Here is a 17,792-nt window from a genome sequence, read left to right on the forward strand (position 1 = left end):
CCTCAAGGGGCGCGGGGAACTGCGCGAACAACCCCCACCGGCCCGCACCCGGACGACCAGCTCACAGAAATAGACCTGCACTGGCCCGCCGACCTGCCGGACGGCGCCCGGCACGGGTTCACGCCCGCTCACCGCGCCCGGCTGGAGGCCGCCCTGCCTGCGATGGCGGCCAGGATCGCCGAGGCTCTGCCTCACAACGCCCGCCGCGTGCACATCCTCGGCTTCGAAGAGCTGATGTACGCCCCCCTCAGGCTCGCCCACGCGCTGGAGCGGACCGCCGACGTCGAGGTCCGTTACTCGACCACCACCCGCTCACCCGTCCTGGCCGTCGACGACCCGGGCTACGCGATACGCACCCGCCTCGCCTTCCCCGCCCACGACGACCCCGCCGACGGCCCCGGCGAGCGGTACGCCTACAACGTCGCCGGTGCCGGATTCGACGCCGTCGTCGCGGTGGTCGACTCGGCCGGTGACACCCCCGCGCTGCACGCGCCCGACGGTCTCCTGGCCCGGCTCGCCGCGCACACGCCGCGGGTCCTGCTCGCTGTCATACCGTCGTACGCCCCTGAAAGGCCCTCCATGCTGCCCGAGCCCCTGCGCGGCCCCGCCTTCTCCTCGTACGCGCCCGAGGAGGTCGGCTGGCTGCTCCAGGACCTCTCGGACGTGACGCTGGAGGCGCCGACCGAGGAGCGCGAGGAGGCCATCCAGAGCGGCGGCGCGCACTATGCGGAGTCGCTGCCCGTGGAGTACCAGCCCAGCGAGCGGTACCAGGAGCTGTTCCACGCCGCGCTGGACGACTCGGCGGCCCGTATCGCCCAGGCGACCGGCGTGGTCACGGAGACGGTCCTCGCCGAACGCGGTCCGCGTCCCGTCCTGGTCTCCCTGGCCCGTGCGGGAACCCCCGTCGGCATCCTCATGCGCCGCTGGGCCCAGCACCGGCACGGCCTCGACCTGCCGCACTACGCCGTGTCGATCGTCCGCGGCCGGGGCATCGACGCCAACGCGCTGCGCTGGCTCGCCGCGCACCACGACCCGCGGGACGTCGTCTTCGTCGACGGCTGGACCGGCAAGGGCGCCATCACCCGCGAACTCGCCCAGGCCCTGGAGGAGTTCGAGAAGTCCGACGGCATCACCGGGTTCAGCCCCGAGATCGCGGTCCTGGCCGACCCGGGCTCCTGCGTACGGACCTATGGCACCCGCGAGGACTTCCTCATTCCCTCCGCCTGTCTCAACTCCACCGTGTCCGGCCTGATCTCGCGGACCGTGCTGCGGGCGGACCTGGTCGGTCCGCACGACTTCCACGGCGCGAAGTTCTACCGCGAACTCGCCGGCACCGACGTCTCGGTGGCTTTCCTGGACGCCGTGTCCGCCCGTTTCCCCGAGGTCGAGGACGCGGCCTGCGCCCAGGCCAAGGAACTGCTCGCCGCCGACCGCTCGCCCACCTGGGAGGGCTGGGCCGCCGTCGAGCGCATCTGTGAGGAGTACGGCATCCAGGACGTGAACCTCGTCAAGCCCGGCGTCGGCGAGACCACCCGGGTGCTGCTGCGCCGTGTGCCCTGGAAGATCCTGGCCCGTGCCGGAGCGGGCAGCGACCTCGACCATGTACGCCTGCTGGCCGAGCAACGCGGCGTGCCCGTCGAGGAGGCCGCCGAACTGCCCTACACCTGCGTCGGGTTGATCCACCCCAAGTACACCCGGGGCGCGACCGGCGCCGACGGCAAGGCGGTGTCGGTCTGATGCCCGCACTCGTCGCGAGCGACCTCGATCGCACGCTGATCTACTCCGCCGCCGCCCTGGCGCTGACCATGCCGGACGCCCGGGCGCCCCGGCTGCTGTGCGTGGAGGTGCACGAGAGCAAGCCGCTGTCGTACATGACGGAGACGGCGGCCCAGCTCCTCACCGACCTGGGCGACGCGGCCGTGTTCGTGCCGACGACGACCCGGACGCGCAAGCAGTACCAGCGCATCAACCTGCCGGGCCCCGCGCCCGAGTACGCGATCTGCGCGAACGGCGGCCACCTCCTGGTGGACGGGGTCTCCGACCTCGACTGGCACGCCCGGGTGACCGCACGGCTGGCCGACCAGTGCGCCCCCCTCGCCGAGGTGCAGGAACACCTGCTGAGGGCCGCCGACCCGGTCTGGGTGCGCAAGCACCGCGTCGCCGACGACCTCTTCGCCTACCTCGTCGTCGAGCGGGAACTGCTCGACGAGGACTGGGTGAAGGAACTCGCGGTGTGGGCCGAGAACCGCGGCTGGACCGTGTCCCTCCAGGGCCGCAAGATCTACGCGGTGCCCAAGCCGCTCACCAAGAGCGCGGCGCTGGGTGAGGTCGCCCGGCGGACCGGTGCCGAACTCACCCTCGCGGCGGGCGACTCGCTGCTCGACGCGGACCTGCTCCTCGCGGCGGACCAGGGCTGGCGCCCGGGCCACGGGGAGCTGGCCGACACCGGTTTCACGGCTCCCTCGATCAGGGTGCTTCCCGAACGGGGCGTTCTCGCCGGGGAGCGGATCCTGCGGGAGTTTCTGGGGGCAGTGCGGGGCGCCTGAGAGCTCGGGTGGGCTGGTCGTCGTGCGGGTGCGGCGTTGTCGTGGCCGTTCGCGCAGTTCCCCGCGCCCCTTCAGGGCGCTTCACCTGGGGGCGTCGTAGCAGCCGTACCGCGATGAACGCCGCCACCGCCACGGCGGCCACGGCGAGGACCACCTTGGAGTAGGTGGAGACGATGTCCGTGACCTGGTGCCAGTTCGCGCCCAGCAGGTAGCCCGCGAGCACGAACACCGTGTTCCAGATCGCGCTGCCGAGGGTGGTCAGGCCCAGGAACACCGGAAGCCGCATGCGCTCGACACCCGCCGGTACGGAGATCAGGCTGCGGAAGATCGGGATCATCCGGCCGAAGAACACGGCCTTCGTGCCGTGCTTGAGGAACCAGGCCTCCGTCTTCTCGATGTCCGCGACCTTCACCAGCGGCAGCCGGGCCGCCACCGCCACCGTCCGGTCACGGCCGAGCAGCGCACCGACCCCGTACAGCGCGAGCGCGCCGATCACCGAGCCGGCCGTCGTCCACAGCAGGACGGCGAGCAGGCTCATCCGCCCGCTGCTCGCGGCGAACCCGGCGAGGGGGAGGATCACCTCGCTGGGCAGCGGCGGGAACAGGTTCTCCAGGGCGATGGCGAGACCGGCACCCGGCGCGCCCAGCGCGTCCATCAGGTCGTTGACCCACTGCGGTCCGGCGTCCGCGGCGGCTGCGATGGCTGTCATGCCGCCACGCTAGGGAACCGAAGCTGAAGGACACCTGAGGAAACGGGTCAGCCGCAGCAGCCCCCGCCGCAGCAACCGCCGCCGCCACCGCCCGCGCGGGGTGCCGGTGCCGGGGCGGCGGCCGAGCCGGCCACCGCGACCGTGGAAAGGAGCTTCACCGTGTCGTCGTGACCCGACGGGCACGCCGCGGGGGCGGAGGACTCCGCCATGGGACGGCTCAGTTCGAAGGTGTCGCCGCAGGTCCGGCAGCGGTACTCGTAGCGAGGCATGGGGACAGATTAATCCCAGGCAACGGAAATACCGTCCTTCGGGATTCCTTTAGATCGTTCTTGCCCGAACCAGTGTGGAGAACTTGTAAAGGCCGCTGGTAACTTGCGATCGTCGCGAGGGGCCGTGAGGCCGGGGGAATGTGGGGCGCGCTGCCGTTGACCGCGGCAGCCATGCCCTTCCGCGCGAGCACCACCATGAGCGGGGAGGGGAGACGCAGCCGTGACCAAGGCTGAGTGGAAGCCGGACGAGACCATGCAGTTGAAGGCTCCCACTTCTTTATATGCGGAATATGTGGATGAGGCCGTGCGATCGCGTACGCCCTCGGGCGGGAGCGGACCGGGGGCATCGCGCCGTCGGCGCAGGGCCCCCCGGCCTTCCCTCCTGGCCCGTCTCCGGGCCGCCGCGGGCCCCCGGCTGATCCCACTCGTCGCCCGCGTCGCGCCCCGGTACCCGCACGCCGACCGCACCGGCTGGCGTCGCTGGGCGCCCTCCTGGCGGCAGTGGCTCGGCGCCGCGCTGACGTTCACCGGCCTGGCCGTCGGTTTCCTGGGTGTCGCCTACGCCGCCACCGACATCCCGGAGAACCTCAACTCGTACGCCACCCAGCAGGACAACGTCTACTTCTGGTCCGACGGGACGCCCATGGCGCGCACCGGCTGGGTGCGGCGGCAGGCGATGCCGCTCAAGGACATCCCCGGGGACGTCCGCGACGCGGTGCTGGCGGCGGAGAACGCGAGCTTCTACAGCGACCCCGGCATCTCCTTCAGCGGCCTCACCCGCGCCCTGTGGCGCACCGTCGGCCAGGGAGACACCCAGGGCGGCTCCACCATCACCCAGCAGTACGTCAAGAACGTCTACCTCAACCAGGACCGCTCGGTCGGCCGCAAGTTCACCGAGGCCATGCTCGCCCTCAAGCTCGACAACGGGATGAGCAAGGACGACATCCTCGAGGGCTACCTCAACACGAGCTGGTTCGGCCGCGGCACCTACGGCATCCAGCGGGCCGCCCAGGCCTACTACGGCAAGGACGTCGGCGAACTCGACGCCGGCGAGGCCGCCTTCCTCGCCTCCCTCCTCAAGGGCGCGGCGCTCTACGACCCGGCTCTGAGCAAGGCCAACCACGCCCGGGCGGTGGAGCGTTGGTCATGGATCCTCGACCGCATGGTCGAGAACGGCACGCTGTCGAAGTCCGAGCGGGCCCGGTACACGAAGTTCCCCGAGCCGCTGAAGCGGGTGCCGGGGTACGACACCGGCAAGCAGAGCGACTACCTCGTGGAGCTGGCCGCCCAGTACGCCAAGAAGGCCGCGCACATCTCGGCCAAGGAGTTCGACCTCGGCGGCTACCAGATCTACACGACCTTCGACCGCAAGCAGGAGACCGCGCTCACCGACGCCGTGGCCCAGGCCCGCGAGCGGGCACGGAAGGCCGACGCGGCCAAGGCGAAGTCCTTGCACTTCGGCGCCGCCTCGGTGGCCACCGACGGGCGGATCCTCGCCGTCCACGGCGGCCCCGACCACCGTACGCAGGGTTACAACGAGTCGAACGCGACCACCGTGCCCGCCGGTTCGGCCTTCCTGCCGTTCGTCTACGCCGCCGCCCTGGAGAAGGGCGTGCACAAGACCCGTGACGGCGCCGCGACCGAGGTCACCCCGCAGACGCTGTACGACGGGGACGACGGCATCCCCGTCAGGACACCCGAGGGGCCCTACTGGGACCGCGGCGGCAAGCAGGTCACCGCCCACAACGACGGCAGGAGGTCCTACGGGCGGATCAGCCTGAGCCGGGCGCTCGCCCTGTCGGTGAACACGCCGTTCATGCAGCTCGGCATGGACACCGGCCTGGACGCCGTGCGGGACACCGCTCAGGCGGCGGGCCTGCTCTCCTCCAGCTTCGGCCCGCAGGTGCCCGCGATGTCCCTGGGCAGCGCCACGCCCAGCGCGATCCGTATGGCGAGCGGTTACGCCACGTTCGCCGCCGCCGGCACGCATGTCGAGCCGTACTCGGTGGCCCGGATCACCCGCAACGGCTCCGAGGTCACGCTGGCGAAGCCCGCGTCCCGCCGTGCGGTGAAGGCGAGCGTGGCCGAGGCCGTCCAGTCCGCCCTCACGGACGCCTTCCGCACCGCCCACCCCGGGGCGGACACGGCCGTCGAGGCGGCCGGGAAGGCCGGCACCGTGCAGAACGACACCGCGGCCTGGTACGTCGGCACGGCCACCTCCGTGTCCACGGCCGTCGTGGCCTACCGCATCGACCTCGGCAAGAGCCTCGAACCACTGCCGTTGAGCGGGATCGCGGGCACCTCCGGCGACAGCGTCCCGTACACCATCTGGTCCGGTGCCCGGGGTCTCGGCTGACCCCCGAGCCCGGTACCGCACCCCCACCCCCCACCCCCCTCGCAGAATGAGCCGCGCATGAAGTCACCGTCCGGCCGCCGCCGCCGACCCCGCGCACCCCGACGCACCACACCCCCGGGGATACTGACCCTGGCGGCCCTGCTGGTCGTCGCGTCCCTGGTCGGGGGCTATCTGGTCCTCACCCGTTCCGACACCACCACCCCGACCGCCTCCTCCGGCGGCCGCAAGGAAGCCCCCGCCAGGCCGGACCAGGAACCCCGGTGGGACGGCAGGACGAAGGTCCTCGGGGACGGCTCCACCTCCTACACCGGCCCGCAGAAGGGGCAGCGGAAGCCGGTGCCGCTGGCACCGGGCGAGAAGCCGCCCCAATTCGTGGTCTTCTCCTGGGACGGCGCGCTGCAGGGCGACGACGGGCTCTTCTCGCACTACCGGGAGCTGGCCGAGGAGTACGACGCCCACATGACCTTCTTCCTCACGGGCATCTACCTGCTGCCCAAGAGCAAGAAGGACCTCTACTCACCGCCCCAGCACGCCAAGGGCTCGGCGGCGATCAGCTACGCCACCGACGAGCACATCCGCACCACGCTGGAGCAGCTCGGCGAGGCGTGGCAGGACGGGAACGAGATCGGCACCCACTTCAACGGCCACTTCTGCGGCAAGAAGGGCGGCGGCGACTGGAGCGTCGCGGAGTGGAAGAGCGAGATCGACCAGTTCTACGCGTTCGTCGAGAAGTGGAAGACCAACACCGGCTTCCAGGAGGTCGACCCGCTGCCGTTCGACATCAGGAAGGAGGTCACCGGCGGCCGTGCGCCCTGCCTGGAGGGCCAGAAGAACCTGCTGAAGGCCGCCGAGGGCTATGACTGGCGCTACGACGCCAGCTCCGCGGGCGACTTCCAGATATGGCCCGGCAAGAAGAACGGCATCTGGGACTTCCCGCTGCAGATGCTCCCGTACGAGGGCGGTAAGTACCAGGGCCTGTCGATGGACTTCAACTTCCTCTACAACCAGTCCGAGGGCGAGACCGAGGGCGACCCGGCGAACTACCCCCAATGGGAACAGCAGACCGTCGCCTCCTACATGTCCGGCTTCAACCGCGTGTACTACGGCAGCCGCGCCCCGCTGTTCATCGGCAACCACTTCGAGGACTGGAACGGCGGCATCTACATGAGGGCCGTCGACGAGGTCATCAAGAGCGTGTGCACGAAGAAGGACGTCAAGTGCGTGTCCTTCAGGGAGCTGGCCGACTGGCTCGACGTGCAGAAGCCCGAGACGCTGCGACGGCTGCGCGGCCTGGACCCGGCGCAGTCGCCTGACTGGTCGACCGTCGTGAAGTAACAGGAGCAACCCTCTTCACAATAACCACACACCTCATGCGAAGATCTCCTCCCCCCGGCAACCCTTGGCCGGGGCAAGAGGGGAAATCACCAGTGAAATCAAGGAAGTTGAACGGGACCCGACGCCGCGTCACGATACTCGGGGCCGCGGCGACCTCGGTCGTCGCCGGAGTCGCCCTGCTGCCCAACTGGAGCGCCGGCGCGGCGGTCCTGGACGACCCGTCGGTGGACGCGCGCACCAAGGCCACCTTCCAGCGGCTGGCGGACGCGGTCTTCACCGATCGCACCAACGCCCTGGTCGACGGTGGGCAGGCTGATCAGGAGAAGCCGCTGACCGACGGCTTCTCCGGTGACGTCAAGCTGTCTTCCGGTACGGCCCGCTCCGAGGACGCCACCCTGTCCGCGCTGGGGCAGCGCAAGGAGAGCCTGGCGAAGGCGGGCGAGACGTACGGCAAGGCCCGCACCACCGTCACCCTGGACGCCACGCGAGTGACGGGCCGTACGGCCGAGGCGGCGGTCACCGAGACCACGACCCTGACGTACGCCCAGGTCCGTGGTGACGCGCCGAAGACCACCGGCTTCCAGGCCCGGCACGAGCTGACCTTCAAGGCCGATCGACAGGGCGACTGGCAGCTCACCGGCATCCGCGACACCGGCCAGGGCGGTCTCGCGGTGAACACGCTCTCCAAGCCGGCCCCCGTCAAGGCGACCACCGCCGAGGACACCATGCCGAACGCCCCGCGCGCGGCGACCACCCGCAACCCGGCCGCCGTCCCGAAGACCGGCACGACGTACGACTACAAGGCCATGGCGGCCTATGCCGAGAAGCACTGGAACGTCTACAACAAGGACTACCCGGACTTCAGCGGCCACGGCGCGGGCGGCGACTGCACCAACTTCGTCAGCCAGTCCCTCAAGTCGGGCGGCTGGAAGCACGTCCCCGGCTATGTCTACGACTACACCAAGTGGTTCGGGAACGCCGACATCCAGTCGGACTCGTTCGTCGGCGTCAACGAGTGGTCCTGGTTCGCCCAGAACTCCAAGCGGACCAAGCCGCTCGCCAACGTCTACCAGCTCGAGGTCGGTGACGTCCTCCAGATGGACTTCAACCGGGACGGGTCCAAGGACCACACGATGATCGTCACGTCCAAGAGCGGCGGCGTGCCCTACGTGACCTACCACTCCACCAACACCCTCCGCAGGTCGGTGGCGAGCCTCGTCGCGTCGGACCCGAACGCGTACTACTACGCCTATCGCACCTGAGACCGGGCGGGGGCCGGGCTCAGTGCCCGGTCCCTCGCTCCTCGCGGATCCGGGAGACCACGCGGGCCACGGCCCGGCGTACCGCCTCCGTCTCCGTGAGGAAGTGCCAGTAGTCGGGGTGGCGGCCGTCGAGCGTGGCGATGGCACGGTCCAGGCGGGACACGGCGTCGTCCAGGGGGCGGGCGTCCTGCGGGTCGGGGGTGTTGCGGCCGGCCATGGCGAGGCGCTGGGCGTCGCGGATGGCGAAGCGGGTGCGCTCGATCTCCTGCTGGGGGTCCTTCTGCACCGCGTTCAGGCGGTGCAGGCGGTCGCCGGCGGCCGAGACGGCCTCGTCCGTGCTGTTCAGCAGGGCCCGTACGGTCGACAGCAGGGCCGTCGCGTCGGCCCAGCGCTGCTCGGCGCGGGCGGACCGGGCCTCGGCCAGCTTGGTCTCGGCCTGGCGGACGTGCTCGGCGGCGTCGTCGGGGACGCGCTGGAGGTCCTGCCAGCAGGCCGCGGTGAAGCGGCGGCGGAGTTCGCTCAGGATCGGGTCCACCTGCTCGGAGCGGGTGGTGAGGGCCTGGGCGCGGGTGCGCAGGGAGACGAGCCGGTGGTCGATCTCGGCGGCGCGGTCCGGCAGCCGCTCGGCCTCCACGCGGATCGCCTCGGCCTCGCGGGTGACCCGCTCGGCCCGCTCCAGGGTCTCCGGCACGCCGTGCCGGCCGGCGCCCTGGTTCAGCTTGGTCAGCTCCGGGGAGAGGACGGCGAGCCGGGCGGCGAGGTCGTCCGCCTTCAAGTTCGACGCTCGTACGGCGTCGAGGGCGTTGGAGGCGCCGAGCAGGGCCTGACGGGCGCGCTCGACGGCGGGGGCGAGGCGGGCGAGCTGGGTCTCGGCCTTGCCGAGCAGGGGGCCGAGGCCGTCGGCGAACCGGTCCAGTTCCTGCTTGACCCGGTCCAGCTCCTCCTTGGCGGCGGTCAGCTCGGTGCGGGCGCGGGAGGCGGCCGAGGCCTCCAGGTCGTCGCGGTCGAGGTCGTGGGCGTCGACGGCGTTGATGTACCCGTGGCTGACCTCGTCGATGCGGCTGCCGAGGGCGTCGAAATCGGCGACGGCGCGCCGGGCGGCGGGGGAGTCGTCGACAGCGTTGATCGTCTCTATCGAGATGCGCAGGTCGCGCTGGGCGGTGTCCAGCTCGTAGAAGGCGGCGGCCGCGGCGTCCTTCGCGGCCTGGGCCTCGGCCCGCTGGCTCTCGGCACGACCGCCGAACCAGCGCCGGGTGCCCCCGCCCGCGAAGGCGGCGGGCAGCGCCAGCGCGGCCACCAGCGGCAGCGCCATCAGGGTGAGCGCGTCCCGCAGCGGACGGCCCGGGATGCGGGGGACGGGGTGACGGATGGGGCGGCGCGGGCCGTGCGCGCGCGGCACCGACGGCGAGTCCGGCTGCCCTGGTGTCGCCGTCACATCCCTCTCCCGTGCTGTTGTCCACCCTGCCCGGTGTCATTCTCCCACCGGTTGAGGACGAACACACGGGCCGGTCAGTTCGCTGTTCGGACCGTCACATTGCCGTCGCCGGTCCGGGCGGACACCACATGGGAGCTGCTCTCGTCGCGGGGCACGGACACATCCGCCCCGCCGTCGCCCGTCTTGGTGGTCACGCGGTACGTCGCCTCGGGCAGCGCGATGATCACGGAACCGTCGCCGCTGCGGGATTCCACGCGGTCCGGCACGACGCCGAGTTCGAGGCGGGCCGAGCCGTCGCCGGTGTGGGTGCGGATGTCACGGGAGGAGACCTCCGCGCGGATGGATCCGTCGCCGGTGCGCAGCTCCAGGGGCCCGGTGGTGTCGGTGACGCGTACGGAGCCGTCGCCCGTACGAATGCTCAGCGGGTCCCGGAAGCCCCGGGCCCGCACGCTGCCGTCGCCGTCCTGGACCTTCACGGTGATGCCGCGGGGCACCTCGATGCGGTGCTTGGCCGCGCAGTCCGCAACGACGCCGGAGCACTTCAGCCGCAGCACCAGCCGGTCGTCCCGCATCGACCAGGTGACCTTGGGCTCCTTGCCGACGACGACCGAGCCCTGGAACCACCGGGTGACCTCGATCTTGCCCTCCGGGTTCCGGTCGGCGGCGACGATCTCGAGGGCGGAGTCGTCGGAGTCGAGGGTCAGGGTGCGGCCCTGGAGATCGAAGGACCGGTGGTCGGGGTCGGTGTCGTCCCCGGCGGACGCCCCGCAGGCGCTGAGCCCCGCGACGAGAACGCCCACGGCACCGGCGACGGCGATCGCGCGGACGGAAGCGGAGCGGGTGGTGCGCGTGGTGCCGGTGGTGCGGATGGTGCGGGCCATGGCGATCTCCCCCTGGGCGGACGACGGGCGCTCCCTGAGCGCTCTACGACCGTATGGACCCGGGGCCCGCCGGGGGATCCGGGCCACTCCCGGATCCGAAGGGGGGATAACCCCCGGACCGCCCCGGGGAAACAGAATTGCCGGTCCGCGCCCCGGGCAATGTAGGCTGTCGACTCGTCCTGGGCGTGTGGCCTGGGAGCCGGGTGCGTAGCTCAGGGGTAGAGCGCCTGCCTTACAAGCAGGATGTCGGCGGTTCGAAACCGTCCGCGCCCACCGGATTAGATAGCAGGTCAGAGGCCCTCCAGGGATCATCCTGGGGGGCCTCCTCTGTGATCGGAGTCCACAAAGAGTCCGCATCCCCAAACGATCATCAGAGCAGAGGATGACCGGCCGCGGGCGGACACAGGTACACCCGCGCGTCATCCTGCCCACTCCGGGCATGCCGGCGTCGGCGTATGCACTGGGGGGTGCCACTCGACCCCAAGCCCGACTGGGTACACGCCCGCTGCCGGGTTACCGGGGACCGCATCCGTGAGGTCCGCCGGCGTGCGGGCCTTTCTCAGCTCCAGTTAGGGGAGCGCGTCGGCCTCGACCACAAGACGATCCACCGGTACGAGACGGCCCAGCGTGCCCCGAGCCTCAACGTTCCGCTCGCCGACCTCGTGCGTTGAGCAGCCCGCCGCCCCGGGCGGGGGATGACAGGGCGGTCCGGCCGGCCTCGGAGGCGCCAGCGGACGTTCACCTGGGGTCGCTTGTTGCTGGCGCAGCGTGCCGCCGGGTCAGCCGCGCTGCCTCGTCGTCGCGGAAGACCGCTACCTCGCGGCAGCGCTGACTCATCACGAACTCGCCGAGCGGCAGACACAGGTCCATGCGCTGGATGCACACACCGACCATGAACGGGCCGTCCGCAGCGCGGTACAACCGGACCCCGTAGTACCCCTCCTGGCAGTCGTCCGGGTTGTCGAACCGGCAGTCGGCGCACGTCTCGGGCAGGCGCACGGGCCGGATGCTCTTCGCGTACAGCGTGCGCCCGTCCGGCATGCGGTACCGCACCCGCTGATCGGACGCCCCTGCCGTGATGATGCGTCGGACCGGCACAGCGCCCAGGTGGTCGACGACATCCCGCATGGCGGCCAGCGATGCGCCCCCGTCCTCCAGCGACACGAGCATGCGGACCACGACGGAGCGGCCGTGTCGCTCGATGATGCGGAGCACGCGGTCGACGTGGCCGCGGTCGAGGATCACGATGTTGGCGGAGACCTTTATGCCGTGCGCTGTCGCGGTCTTGATCGTTGCGTCGAGGGCGGCCAGCTTGCGCTCGGCGAGCTTCGGCGAGGCGAGACGCGGCGCCTGCACAGCGGCGAGTTCGGCCGGAGTCGTGCCGAACACCGACAGGTTGATGCGGTCCAGGCCGGCTGCCGCGGCGGCGGGCAGGACCGCGGCGCCGTTCTCGCCGTTCGAGGTGAGTCCGACCGTGAGTCCGAGGCGCCGGGCGATGGTGATCAGGCCGGGCAGGTCGGGGTGCAGGGTCGGCTCACCGCCGGTGAAGTGCACTTCGCTCGTCGGGAGGCTGCCGCGAATGGCGGCGAGGGCCAGGGCGAAGTCTGCGTCGGCGGCGATCCGGCCGGGCAAGAAGTCGGCGCCGTTGGTGCGGAGGTAGATGGAGACGCGACCGGTGTTGCCCGGTGCGGCGACGGGTGTTCCCTCGTTGTGGCAGAACGAGCAGGCGAGGCCGCACGCGTCGATGATTTTCACGCGCAGGGTGCGGTCCGGTTTCACTTCCACCGGCACGTCGCTCAGGTCGTGCATGGTGCCCCCCTCTGCGGGCGGGCCGGGGCGCGGTGCCCCGGCCGGAGTAGCAGGCGCCGGCCTACTCGAAGCGCAGATCGGCGATGGAGTCCAGGTCGATGCCGTACAGGCCGTAGACCTTGGTGGTGTTCATCGAGGTGAGCTGGTCGGGGTCGAGGCCCAGCGCGGCAGCGGCCGTCCACACCTGGGCTTCCTCGTCGGCCTCGATTTCCAGGTACGGCGGGATGCGCGGCCACTCGTCGACCTCGAGGCGGGCGGCGCCGAGGGTGTAGGAGGTGCGCCGGTTCTCCTGGTAGCTGCGCGGCGTCAGGCCGGTGAGCCGCAGTAGCGCGGCGGCTTCCTCGAAGCTGTCGACGGTCACTTCGGTCTCGTGGGTCCCGCCGACGGCGTCCGTGGTGATCTGCTTCACGCACAGGGTGACGCCGCTTCCCGTATCGCGTAGCCGCACCCAGCGGCCGGGGACGGCGGGGACGGTGTCGTACACATACCGCCGCATGAGGCGAGTCTCGGTCGCGCAGGTGCCGCCGGCCTCGGTGATGAGCCGCGCCATTTTCGCGGGGTCGATGTCGAGGGCCTTTGCTTCAAACTCAATGCCTGCCATGGGGTCTCCGATCGCTGGGTGCTGCTGGTGTCTCAACGACCGTGCGGCGTAAGGGCGCGCCGGGAGTTCACAGCCGGGTGCCGACGGCGATGGTGTCGTTGTCCGCGAGTCGCAGGATGGCCCGGAGGATGATCGGCAGGCAGCGGTCGTCCAGGTCCCGCACGGCCGCGATGGTGGTCATACCGATGCCGACCATCGACAGGACCAGGCCGAGAAACGAGCGCTGCTGCTCGTCCAGGCCCAGGGCGTACTGGAGGCCCAGCAACCCGTCGAAGTCGGCCTTCGCGTTGCGGCCGGTGTCGTCGATCAGGGCGTGCCGGACGGCGGGGACCTCGAGGATGGTCCTCTCCTCGACGAGCGCCTGGACGGCGGCCTTGGCGAGCGGCGACTTCGCCGTGCGCACCAGCTGCGCGCCGAGCCTCTGGAACTCGGCGTCGGACGTCGTCTGGTCCTCGGGTTCCGCCTCGGTAGTGGTCACGCTGGGACTCCCGCTGCGTGGCGGCGAGCGAGCCGAGCTGCGGAGGCGCGGGCGCGTGCTGCCCGGTATACCTCGTACAGCCTGCTCTCTTCCTCGCAGGGGAGTCCTGCGTTCCAGCCCTTGTCGCCCACGGCCCGGCACGTTGCGCACCCCAGGCAGTGGTCCGCCAGGCGCACGAACGCCCTCTGCATGGACGTCACTTCGATCCCCGCGCTGACGATCTCGTAGTGGTCGCAGAGGGCGGCCAGGACGCGCGCGAGTCGCCGGGCGTACATCACGGTGCCGCTCAGCGGGGCAGAGCTGAGTTCGGGGGCGCGGAGCTTGCCGGAGGCCTCGCCGACACAGGCCAGGGCGCTGGATCGGGTCGGGGCATTCTCCGGCAGTTGTCCGGCTGCCCGCTCGACCTCAGGCGCGAGCAACTCGATGTGACCGCGTAGCGCGGCGGTGAGCGTGTCCAGCTCCTCACCAGCTGGTGGCACGGCGTCGGGTGCACTGTCTGGGCCAAGCACGCGGTGGGCCGTCTCGCGCATCGTCGCGAGGTCCGGCGGGGCCAGTGCAGTGGTGTCTGGGGAGGTCTGTAGCTTCGCGCTCATGTCATGGGGCTCCCTTGCTGGATTGCGCGTGCCAGCCGCATGGCCACGTCCGCTGGTACGCGGCCCAGTTCCACGAGGCGGAGACTCGGCGAGGCCGGGTCCACGGTCAGGGAGGGGAACACGATGCCGACCCCGTCCAAGACCGCCCGGAGGGACTCCGTAGCGGCGAACGGGTCGACTTCCGTTGCGGATGCTTCGGCCATGGACAGGACCGTACGGAGGCGGTGTTGACGGCCGCGATGTGATGTTCTCGAATGTTCTCGGGAGCTGACCGGATGTTCTCGCGTGGTCGCACGAAACGGGGTGTAGCCCGTAGTACGGCGCCCCGAGCGTGGTGATGCTGAACACGACACCGGTCACCGGCAGTGGAGGAACCATGCGACGACTGCGGTTCAACGGCACGGACAGCAAGAACGGCGGGTGCCCCGCAGTTCACGAGGACATCGACAGCGGCGAGATCATCGTGCAGGGGAGGCCTCTCACCGATCCTGCGGACCGGGCCCAGTTGCAGTACTTCGGATTGGACGACGCCGCGGTGGTCGTGCCCCGCGAGCTGCTCGTCAACCACGGCCCGAAGGAGATGAAGCGCGTGCCCAAGCTGATCGGCTTGGAAGAGTTCGGCCGACTGTTCGAGACGTTCGAGCACTCGGCGTGGCACCTGGAGACCCGCCGCGGCTACGCCTCCGACCGCGAAGACCTGGGCTTCGAAGAGTTCCTGGCGACCGGCGAGGCCCCGTCCGACCTCGACAGCGACTGGTGCCAGAACATCCGCCAGCAGACTGCCGCCGGTAAGTACGTCGGCCGCGTGCGCGTAGTCGACCATCCGCCGACCGACGGGCAGAGGTTCCTCCTCAGCTATGCCCGCGTCAACGAGGCCACCGGAGAGGACGCCCGCAACCTGTGGCGTGCGGATGCCGACCAGGTGCACCTGCCCGCCGAGGACTTCTGGCTCTTCGACTCGCGGCTGGTCGCCGTCCTTCGTTTCGACGACCAGGACGTCTTCCACGACGTGGAGATCATCACGGAGCCTGCCGAGGTGCTGCGCTACTGCCAGGTGCGGGACGCAGCCGTGCATGCCTCCGTCCCCTACGACGAGTTCGCGGCACAGATGGACATGAAGGGCTGACCCGACACCGGTGAGCACGGACTATCAGCAGGCACGGGAGGCGCTCGGGATGCGTCTGCGCGAGCTGCGTCTGTCCGCTCCTGACGGCCGTCTCACCGGCACCGTGCTGGCCGAGCGGCTCGGCTGGCCGCACTCCAAGGTGTACAAGCTGGAGGGCGGCCGGCAGACCGCGACCAGCGACGATCTCCGGGCGTGGGCAGACGCTGTCGGGCAGCCGGACACGTTCGAGGAACTCGCCGCCCGGCTCCAGGGGGTTCGAATCGCACATCCGGTCGTGGCGCCGCCAGCTCGCAGCCGGTCACCGCCCCGTACAGGACAGCTGGAACATCGAGGTCGACCGCTCCCGGGCCATCTATGCGTGGGAAGAGGCCGTCGTTCCCGGCATGCTCCAGACGGCCGACTACGCTCGAGCGATCTTCCTCAGGTACGCCGACCTCCAAGGCACTCTGCGCGACACCGACGCAGCTGTACGCGCGCGCATGCAGCGCCAGGCCTGGCTGTACGAGCCCGGGCGCCGCTTCCATGCCCTGGTGTGGGAGGCGGCCCTGCACGCACTCGTGTGTCCACCCGCGGTGCTCGCCGCGCAACTGGACCGGCTCATGGGGACGGTCGGGCTGGACACGGTGGAGCTGGGTGTCGTCCCGCTCGGTGCGTCGCTGAGGATTCCGACCGCGAACGGGTTCTGGGTCCTGGACGAGCGGTTGGTCATCGCTGAGGACTGGCACGCTGAGATCTGGCTCGACGACGCGGAGTCCGTGGGCTCCTACCTGCGGGTCTGGCGGACGTTGCAGGAGTCCGCGGTGTACGGCGCTGATGCGCAGAACTTGATCCACCGCGTCCGGCGCGGGTTGAACGTTCGGGCATGACGAAGGGCCCCCTCCCGCCCGACTTCCGTTCCAGTTGTCGTTGCAACATCCCAGCTCAGGGTTACTGGCGGCGGCTGGCGTTCAGCCCCGCCGCGGACCACGGGCACGTCCTTGGGGCATGCCCGGCCGTGGGGATTGGGCGGCCGGGCGAATTCGGTGACGCATGGTCAGGCCTTGCAGAAGCCGGACGACTTCAGCGCCCTCGTTGAGCGTTTTGCCCTGTGCCTCGCTCGTCGTGACGTCCTTGTAGCTGAAGCGCTGCGACGCCGACCAGTCGAGCTGCCTCGTGCGCTGCGCGCAGGTTCGCCAGGGCGATCGCGACGTCGGTGGCGTTCGAAACCGTCCGTGCTCACCGGATCATCGAAAAACGCCCCGAGCTGATATCTGCCGGGGCGCTTCTCTACGATGGGCACCGTGAACAGCCCCGTCCAGCGCGCTCCGCGATCAGCCGTCCGGCGGTGGCGTGTGCTGTGTGTGCTGGGGCTGTTGGCGGGGTTGCTGGGGATGCACGGGCTGGCGCCCGGGGGTGTTGTCCCGCAGGGGATGCACGTGTCGGACAGTCACGCACCTCAGACGCACTCCCAGGCCACGCCCTACGCGCACTGCGGTGGCGGGTCCGTCCATCATGCCGACGCGACCTGTGCGTCGGGGGCACTGAGTGGTGGGCCGGTGTTGCCCCCGCTTGTTCCCGACCCGGTCCCCGGGGGCGTAGCGGCGGACGTCGTACGGGCGTTCGCGGGCGGGGAGGCGGAGGGTGCGCGTGCCCCGCCCTCCCTCGCCGAACTCCAGCTTCTGCGGATCTAGACACCACGCACGCGCCACGCCGGTTCACCTACCGGTGCGGTGCGTCGACGTGTCCGGACATCCCTTTCCTCGCAGAAGCAGGAGTTCACGCATGAACAGCATCCGTACCCTGACCCGCAGGGCCGCCCTCGTGGCGGCGGCCGGTGCCGCCACGTTCGTCCTCGCCGCGTGCGGCGGCGACGGTGACGGCGGCGACAGCGGGGCCGACAACGGCGCCGCCTCGCACAACGCCCAGGACGTCTCCTTCGCGCAGGGCATGATCCCGCACCACCGGCAGGCGCTGGAGATGGCGCGGCTGGCCGACGGCCGGGCCGCCTCCGGTGCGGTCAAGGACCTGGCGGCGCGGGTCGAGAAGGCCCAGGACCCGGAGATCAGGACCATGACCGGCTGGCTGAAGCAGTGGGGTGAGGACGCCCCCGGGTCGGCGGACTCCATGGCCCACTCCGCCGCGGGCCACTCCGGCATGCCCGGGATGATGGGCGGCGAGGACATGGCCGAGCTGGAGAAGTCCGAGGGCAAGGCCTTCGACACGAAGTTCCTGGCCCTGATGGTCGAGCACCACGAGGGTGCCGTGAAGATGGCCGCCGTCGAGAAGAACAAGGGCCGTTACGGTCCCGCCAAGGCCATGGCCGGTGACATCGTCACCGCGCAGAACACCGAGATCGGCGAGATGAACAAGCTCCTGGGCAAGAGCCGCGGCTGACGCCCCGCGGCTACGAGGC

Annotated in this window: 17 protein-coding genes, 1 tRNA gene and 1 pseudogene; 11 read left to right on the top strand and 8 right to left on the bottom strand. The window is 70.7% G+C overall.

Features of this window, described 5'->3' with window-relative positions; translation table 11 throughout:
- Together ACFTZL_RS23135 and ACFTZL_RS23140 are read left to right on the top strand one after the other, a co-directional pair.
- On the top strand, positions 1 to 1,737 hold a 1,737-nt coding region (locus tag ACFTZL_RS23135; protein WP_382585937.1), incomplete at its 5' end, for a cysteine protease StiP domain-containing protein.
- The gene (locus ACFTZL_RS23140) at positions 1,737 to 2,546 is read left to right on the top strand and encodes an HAD family hydrolase (RefSeq protein ID WP_382585940.1); all 810 of its coding nucleotides are present in this window, start codon (positions 1,737 to 1,739) and stop codon (positions 2,544 to 2,546) included. The genes ACFTZL_RS23135 and ACFTZL_RS23140, both read left to right, overlap by 1 nt.
- Here ACFTZL_RS23140 and ACFTZL_RS23145 read toward each other — a convergent pair.
- Positions 2,467 to 3,255 (bottom strand): DedA family protein, encoded by a 789-nt coding sequence (locus tag ACFTZL_RS23145; RefSeq protein WP_382585942.1) that lies wholly within the window; start codon positions 3,253 to 3,255, stop codon positions 2,467 to 2,469. The two genes, ACFTZL_RS23140 and ACFTZL_RS23145, sit on opposite strands and share 80 nt — an antisense overlap.
- A 47-nt stretch (positions 3,256 to 3,302) precedes the next feature.
- Positions 3,303 to 3,524 (bottom strand): zinc ribbon domain-containing protein, encoded by a 222-nt coding sequence (locus tag ACFTZL_RS23150; RefSeq protein WP_382585945.1) that lies wholly within the window; start codon positions 3,522 to 3,524, stop codon positions 3,303 to 3,305.
- A gap of 253 nt (positions 3,525 to 3,777) precedes the next feature.
- Here ACFTZL_RS23150 and ACFTZL_RS23155 point away from each other — a divergent pair, with 253 nt between their 5' ends.
- The 3 genes from ACFTZL_RS23155 to ACFTZL_RS23165 all read left to right on the top strand — a co-directional run bounded on the left by ACFTZL_RS23155 (position 3,778) and on the right by ACFTZL_RS23165 (position 8,477).
- Positions 3,778 to 5,880, top strand: coding sequence for a transglycosylase domain-containing protein (locus tag ACFTZL_RS23155; protein WP_382585978.1), 2,103 nt, complete (start codon positions 3,778 to 3,780; stop codon positions 5,878 to 5,880).
- Between the two features lie 57 nt (positions 5,881 to 5,937).
- Positions 5,938 to 7,215 carry a hypothetical protein gene (locus tag ACFTZL_RS23160; RefSeq protein ID WP_382585948.1) on the top strand — a complete coding sequence of 426 codons (1,278 nt, stop codon included), beginning with the start codon at positions 5,938 to 5,940 and terminating at the stop codon, positions 7,213 to 7,215.
- 92 nt (positions 7,216 to 7,307) lie between these two features.
- Positions 7,308 to 8,477, top strand: a complete 1,170-nt coding sequence (locus tag ACFTZL_RS23165) for an amidase domain-containing protein (protein ID WP_382585951.1) — start codon at positions 7,308 to 7,310, stop codon at positions 8,475 to 8,477.
- A 19-nt stretch (positions 8,478 to 8,496) separates the two neighbouring features.
- Here the strand turns inward: ACFTZL_RS23165 and ACFTZL_RS23170 are convergent, their stop codons facing one another.
- Positions 8,497 to 9,912 carry a hypothetical protein gene (locus ACFTZL_RS23170; protein ID WP_382585954.1) on the bottom strand — a complete coding sequence of 472 codons (1,416 nt, stop codon included), beginning with the start codon at positions 9,910 to 9,912 and terminating at the stop codon, positions 8,497 to 8,499.
- Between the two features lie 74 nt (positions 9,913 to 9,986).
- Positions 9,987 to 10,793, bottom strand: a complete 807-nt coding sequence (locus ACFTZL_RS23175) for a DUF4097 family beta strand repeat-containing protein (RefSeq protein ID WP_382585957.1) — start codon at positions 10,791 to 10,793, stop codon at positions 9,987 to 9,989.
- Positions 10,794 to 10,994: 201 nt separating this feature from the next.
- Between ACFTZL_RS23175 and ACFTZL_RS23180 the strand changes: the two genes are divergently transcribed.
- Together ACFTZL_RS23180 and ACFTZL_RS23185 are read left to right on the top strand one after the other, a co-directional pair.
- Positions 10,995 to 11,066 (top strand) — tRNA-Val (locus ACFTZL_RS23180).
- A 182-nt stretch (positions 11,067 to 11,248) separates the two neighbouring features.
- Positions 11,249 to 11,464 (top strand): helix-turn-helix domain-containing protein, encoded by a 216-nt coding sequence (locus ACFTZL_RS23185; protein ID WP_382585959.1) that lies wholly within the window; start codon positions 11,249 to 11,251, stop codon positions 11,462 to 11,464.
- A gap of 67 nt (positions 11,465 to 11,531) precedes the next feature.
- On the opposite strand, the gene ACFTZL_RS23190 is transcribed toward ACFTZL_RS23185, so the two are convergent.
- The 4 genes from ACFTZL_RS23190 to ACFTZL_RS23205 all read right to left on the bottom strand — a co-directional run bounded on the left by ACFTZL_RS23190 (position 11,532) and on the right by ACFTZL_RS23205 (position 14,274).
- Positions 11,532 to 12,602, bottom strand: a complete 1,071-nt coding sequence (locus ACFTZL_RS23190) for a radical SAM protein (RefSeq protein WP_382585961.1) — start codon at positions 12,600 to 12,602, stop codon at positions 11,532 to 11,534.
- Positions 12,603 to 12,663: 61 nt separating this feature from the next.
- Entirely contained in the window at positions 12,664 to 13,203 is a 540-nt protein-coding gene (locus tag ACFTZL_RS23195; RefSeq protein ID WP_382585964.1) for a class IV adenylate cyclase, read from the bottom strand.
- A gap of 67 nt (positions 13,204 to 13,270) precedes the next feature.
- Positions 13,271 to 13,681, bottom strand: a complete 411-nt coding sequence (locus ACFTZL_RS23200; RefSeq protein ID WP_382585967.1) for a hypothetical protein — start codon at positions 13,679 to 13,681, stop codon at positions 13,271 to 13,273.
- A complete protein-coding gene (locus ACFTZL_RS23205; RefSeq protein WP_382585970.1) occupies positions 13,678 to 14,274 on the bottom strand; it encodes a DUF6415 family natural product biosynthesis protein in 597 nt (198 codons plus the stop codon). Before ACFTZL_RS23205 ends, ACFTZL_RS23200 begins: the two co-directional genes overlap by 4 nt.
- Before the next feature lie 376 nt (positions 14,275 to 14,650).
- On the opposite strand from ACFTZL_RS23205, the gene ACFTZL_RS23210 reads away from it, so the two are divergent.
- The 4 genes and pseudogenes from ACFTZL_RS23210 to ACFTZL_RS23225 all read left to right on the top strand — a co-directional run bounded on the left by ACFTZL_RS23210 (position 14,651) and on the right by ACFTZL_RS23225 (position 17,773).
- Positions 14,651 to 15,400 carry a DUF6879 family protein gene (locus tag ACFTZL_RS23210; protein WP_382585973.1) on the top strand — a complete coding sequence of 250 codons (750 nt, stop codon included), beginning with the start codon at positions 14,651 to 14,653 and terminating at the stop codon, positions 15,398 to 15,400.
- 10 nt (positions 15,401 to 15,410) lie between these two features.
- Positions 15,411 to 16,266: pseudogene (locus ACFTZL_RS23215) on the top strand (helix-turn-helix domain-containing protein).
- 504 nt (positions 16,267 to 16,770) lie between these two features.
- A complete protein-coding gene (locus tag ACFTZL_RS23220; protein WP_382585981.1) occupies positions 16,771 to 17,070 on the top strand; it encodes a DUF6153 family protein in 300 nt (99 codons plus the stop codon).
- Between the two features lie 91 nt (positions 17,071 to 17,161).
- On the top strand, positions 17,162 to 17,773 hold the full coding sequence (locus ACFTZL_RS23225; protein ID WP_382585975.1) for a DUF305 domain-containing protein: 612 nt from the start codon (positions 17,162 to 17,164) through the stop codon (positions 17,771 to 17,773).
- Positions 17,774 to 17,792: the final 19 nt, after the last annotated feature.

Origin of the sequence: Streptomyces sp. NPDC056948 (assembly GCF_042674225.1) — a bacterium.
In the GTDB taxonomy this organism is placed as follows: Bacteria; Actinomycetota; Actinomycetes; order Streptomycetales; family Streptomycetaceae; genus Streptomyces; species Streptomyces purpurascens.

Bases quoted from the DNA above. Each gene is read 5' to 3' on its own strand.
- ACFTZL_RS23140 (WP_382585940.1), top strand. From the start codon at position 1,737: ATGCCCGCACTCGTCGCGAGCGACCTCGATCGCACGCTGATCTACTCC.
- ACFTZL_RS23145 (WP_382585942.1), bottom strand. From the start codon at position 3,255: ATGACAGCCATCGCAGCCGCCGCGGACGCCGGACCGCAGTGGGTCAAC.
- ACFTZL_RS23150 (WP_382585945.1), bottom strand. From the start codon at position 3,524: ATGCCTCGCTACGAGTACCGCTGCCGGACCTGCGGCGACACCTTCGAA.
- ACFTZL_RS23155 (WP_382585978.1), top strand. From the start codon at position 3,778: ATGCAGTTGAAGGCTCCCACTTCTTTATATGCGGAATATGTGGATGAG.
- ACFTZL_RS23160 (WP_382585948.1), top strand. From the start codon at position 5,938: ATGAAGTCACCGTCCGGCCGCCGCCGCCGACCCCGCGCACCCCGACGC.
- ACFTZL_RS23175 (WP_382585957.1), bottom strand. From the start codon at position 10,793: ATGGCCCGCACCATCCGCACCACCGGCACCACGCGCACCACCCGCTCC.
- ACFTZL_RS23185 (WP_382585959.1), top strand. From the start codon at position 11,249: ATGCACTGGGGGGTGCCACTCGACCCCAAGCCCGACTGGGTACACGCC.
- ACFTZL_RS23190 (WP_382585961.1), bottom strand. From the start codon at position 12,602: ATGCACGACCTGAGCGACGTGCCGGTGGAAGTGAAACCGGACCGCACC.
- ACFTZL_RS23195 (WP_382585964.1), bottom strand. From the start codon at position 13,203: ATGGCAGGCATTGAGTTTGAAGCAAAGGCCCTCGACATCGACCCCGCG.
- ACFTZL_RS23205 (WP_382585970.1), bottom strand. From the start codon at position 14,274: ATGAGCGCGAAGCTACAGACCTCCCCAGACACCACTGCACTGGCCCCG.
- ACFTZL_RS23210 (WP_382585973.1), top strand. From the start codon at position 14,651: ATGCGACGACTGCGGTTCAACGGCACGGACAGCAAGAACGGCGGGTGC.
- ACFTZL_RS23220 (WP_382585981.1), top strand. From the start codon at position 16,771: ATGCACGGGCTGGCGCCCGGGGGTGTTGTCCCGCAGGGGATGCACGTG.
- ACFTZL_RS23225 (WP_382585975.1), top strand. From the start codon at position 17,162: ATGAACAGCATCCGTACCCTGACCCGCAGGGCCGCCCTCGTGGCGGCG.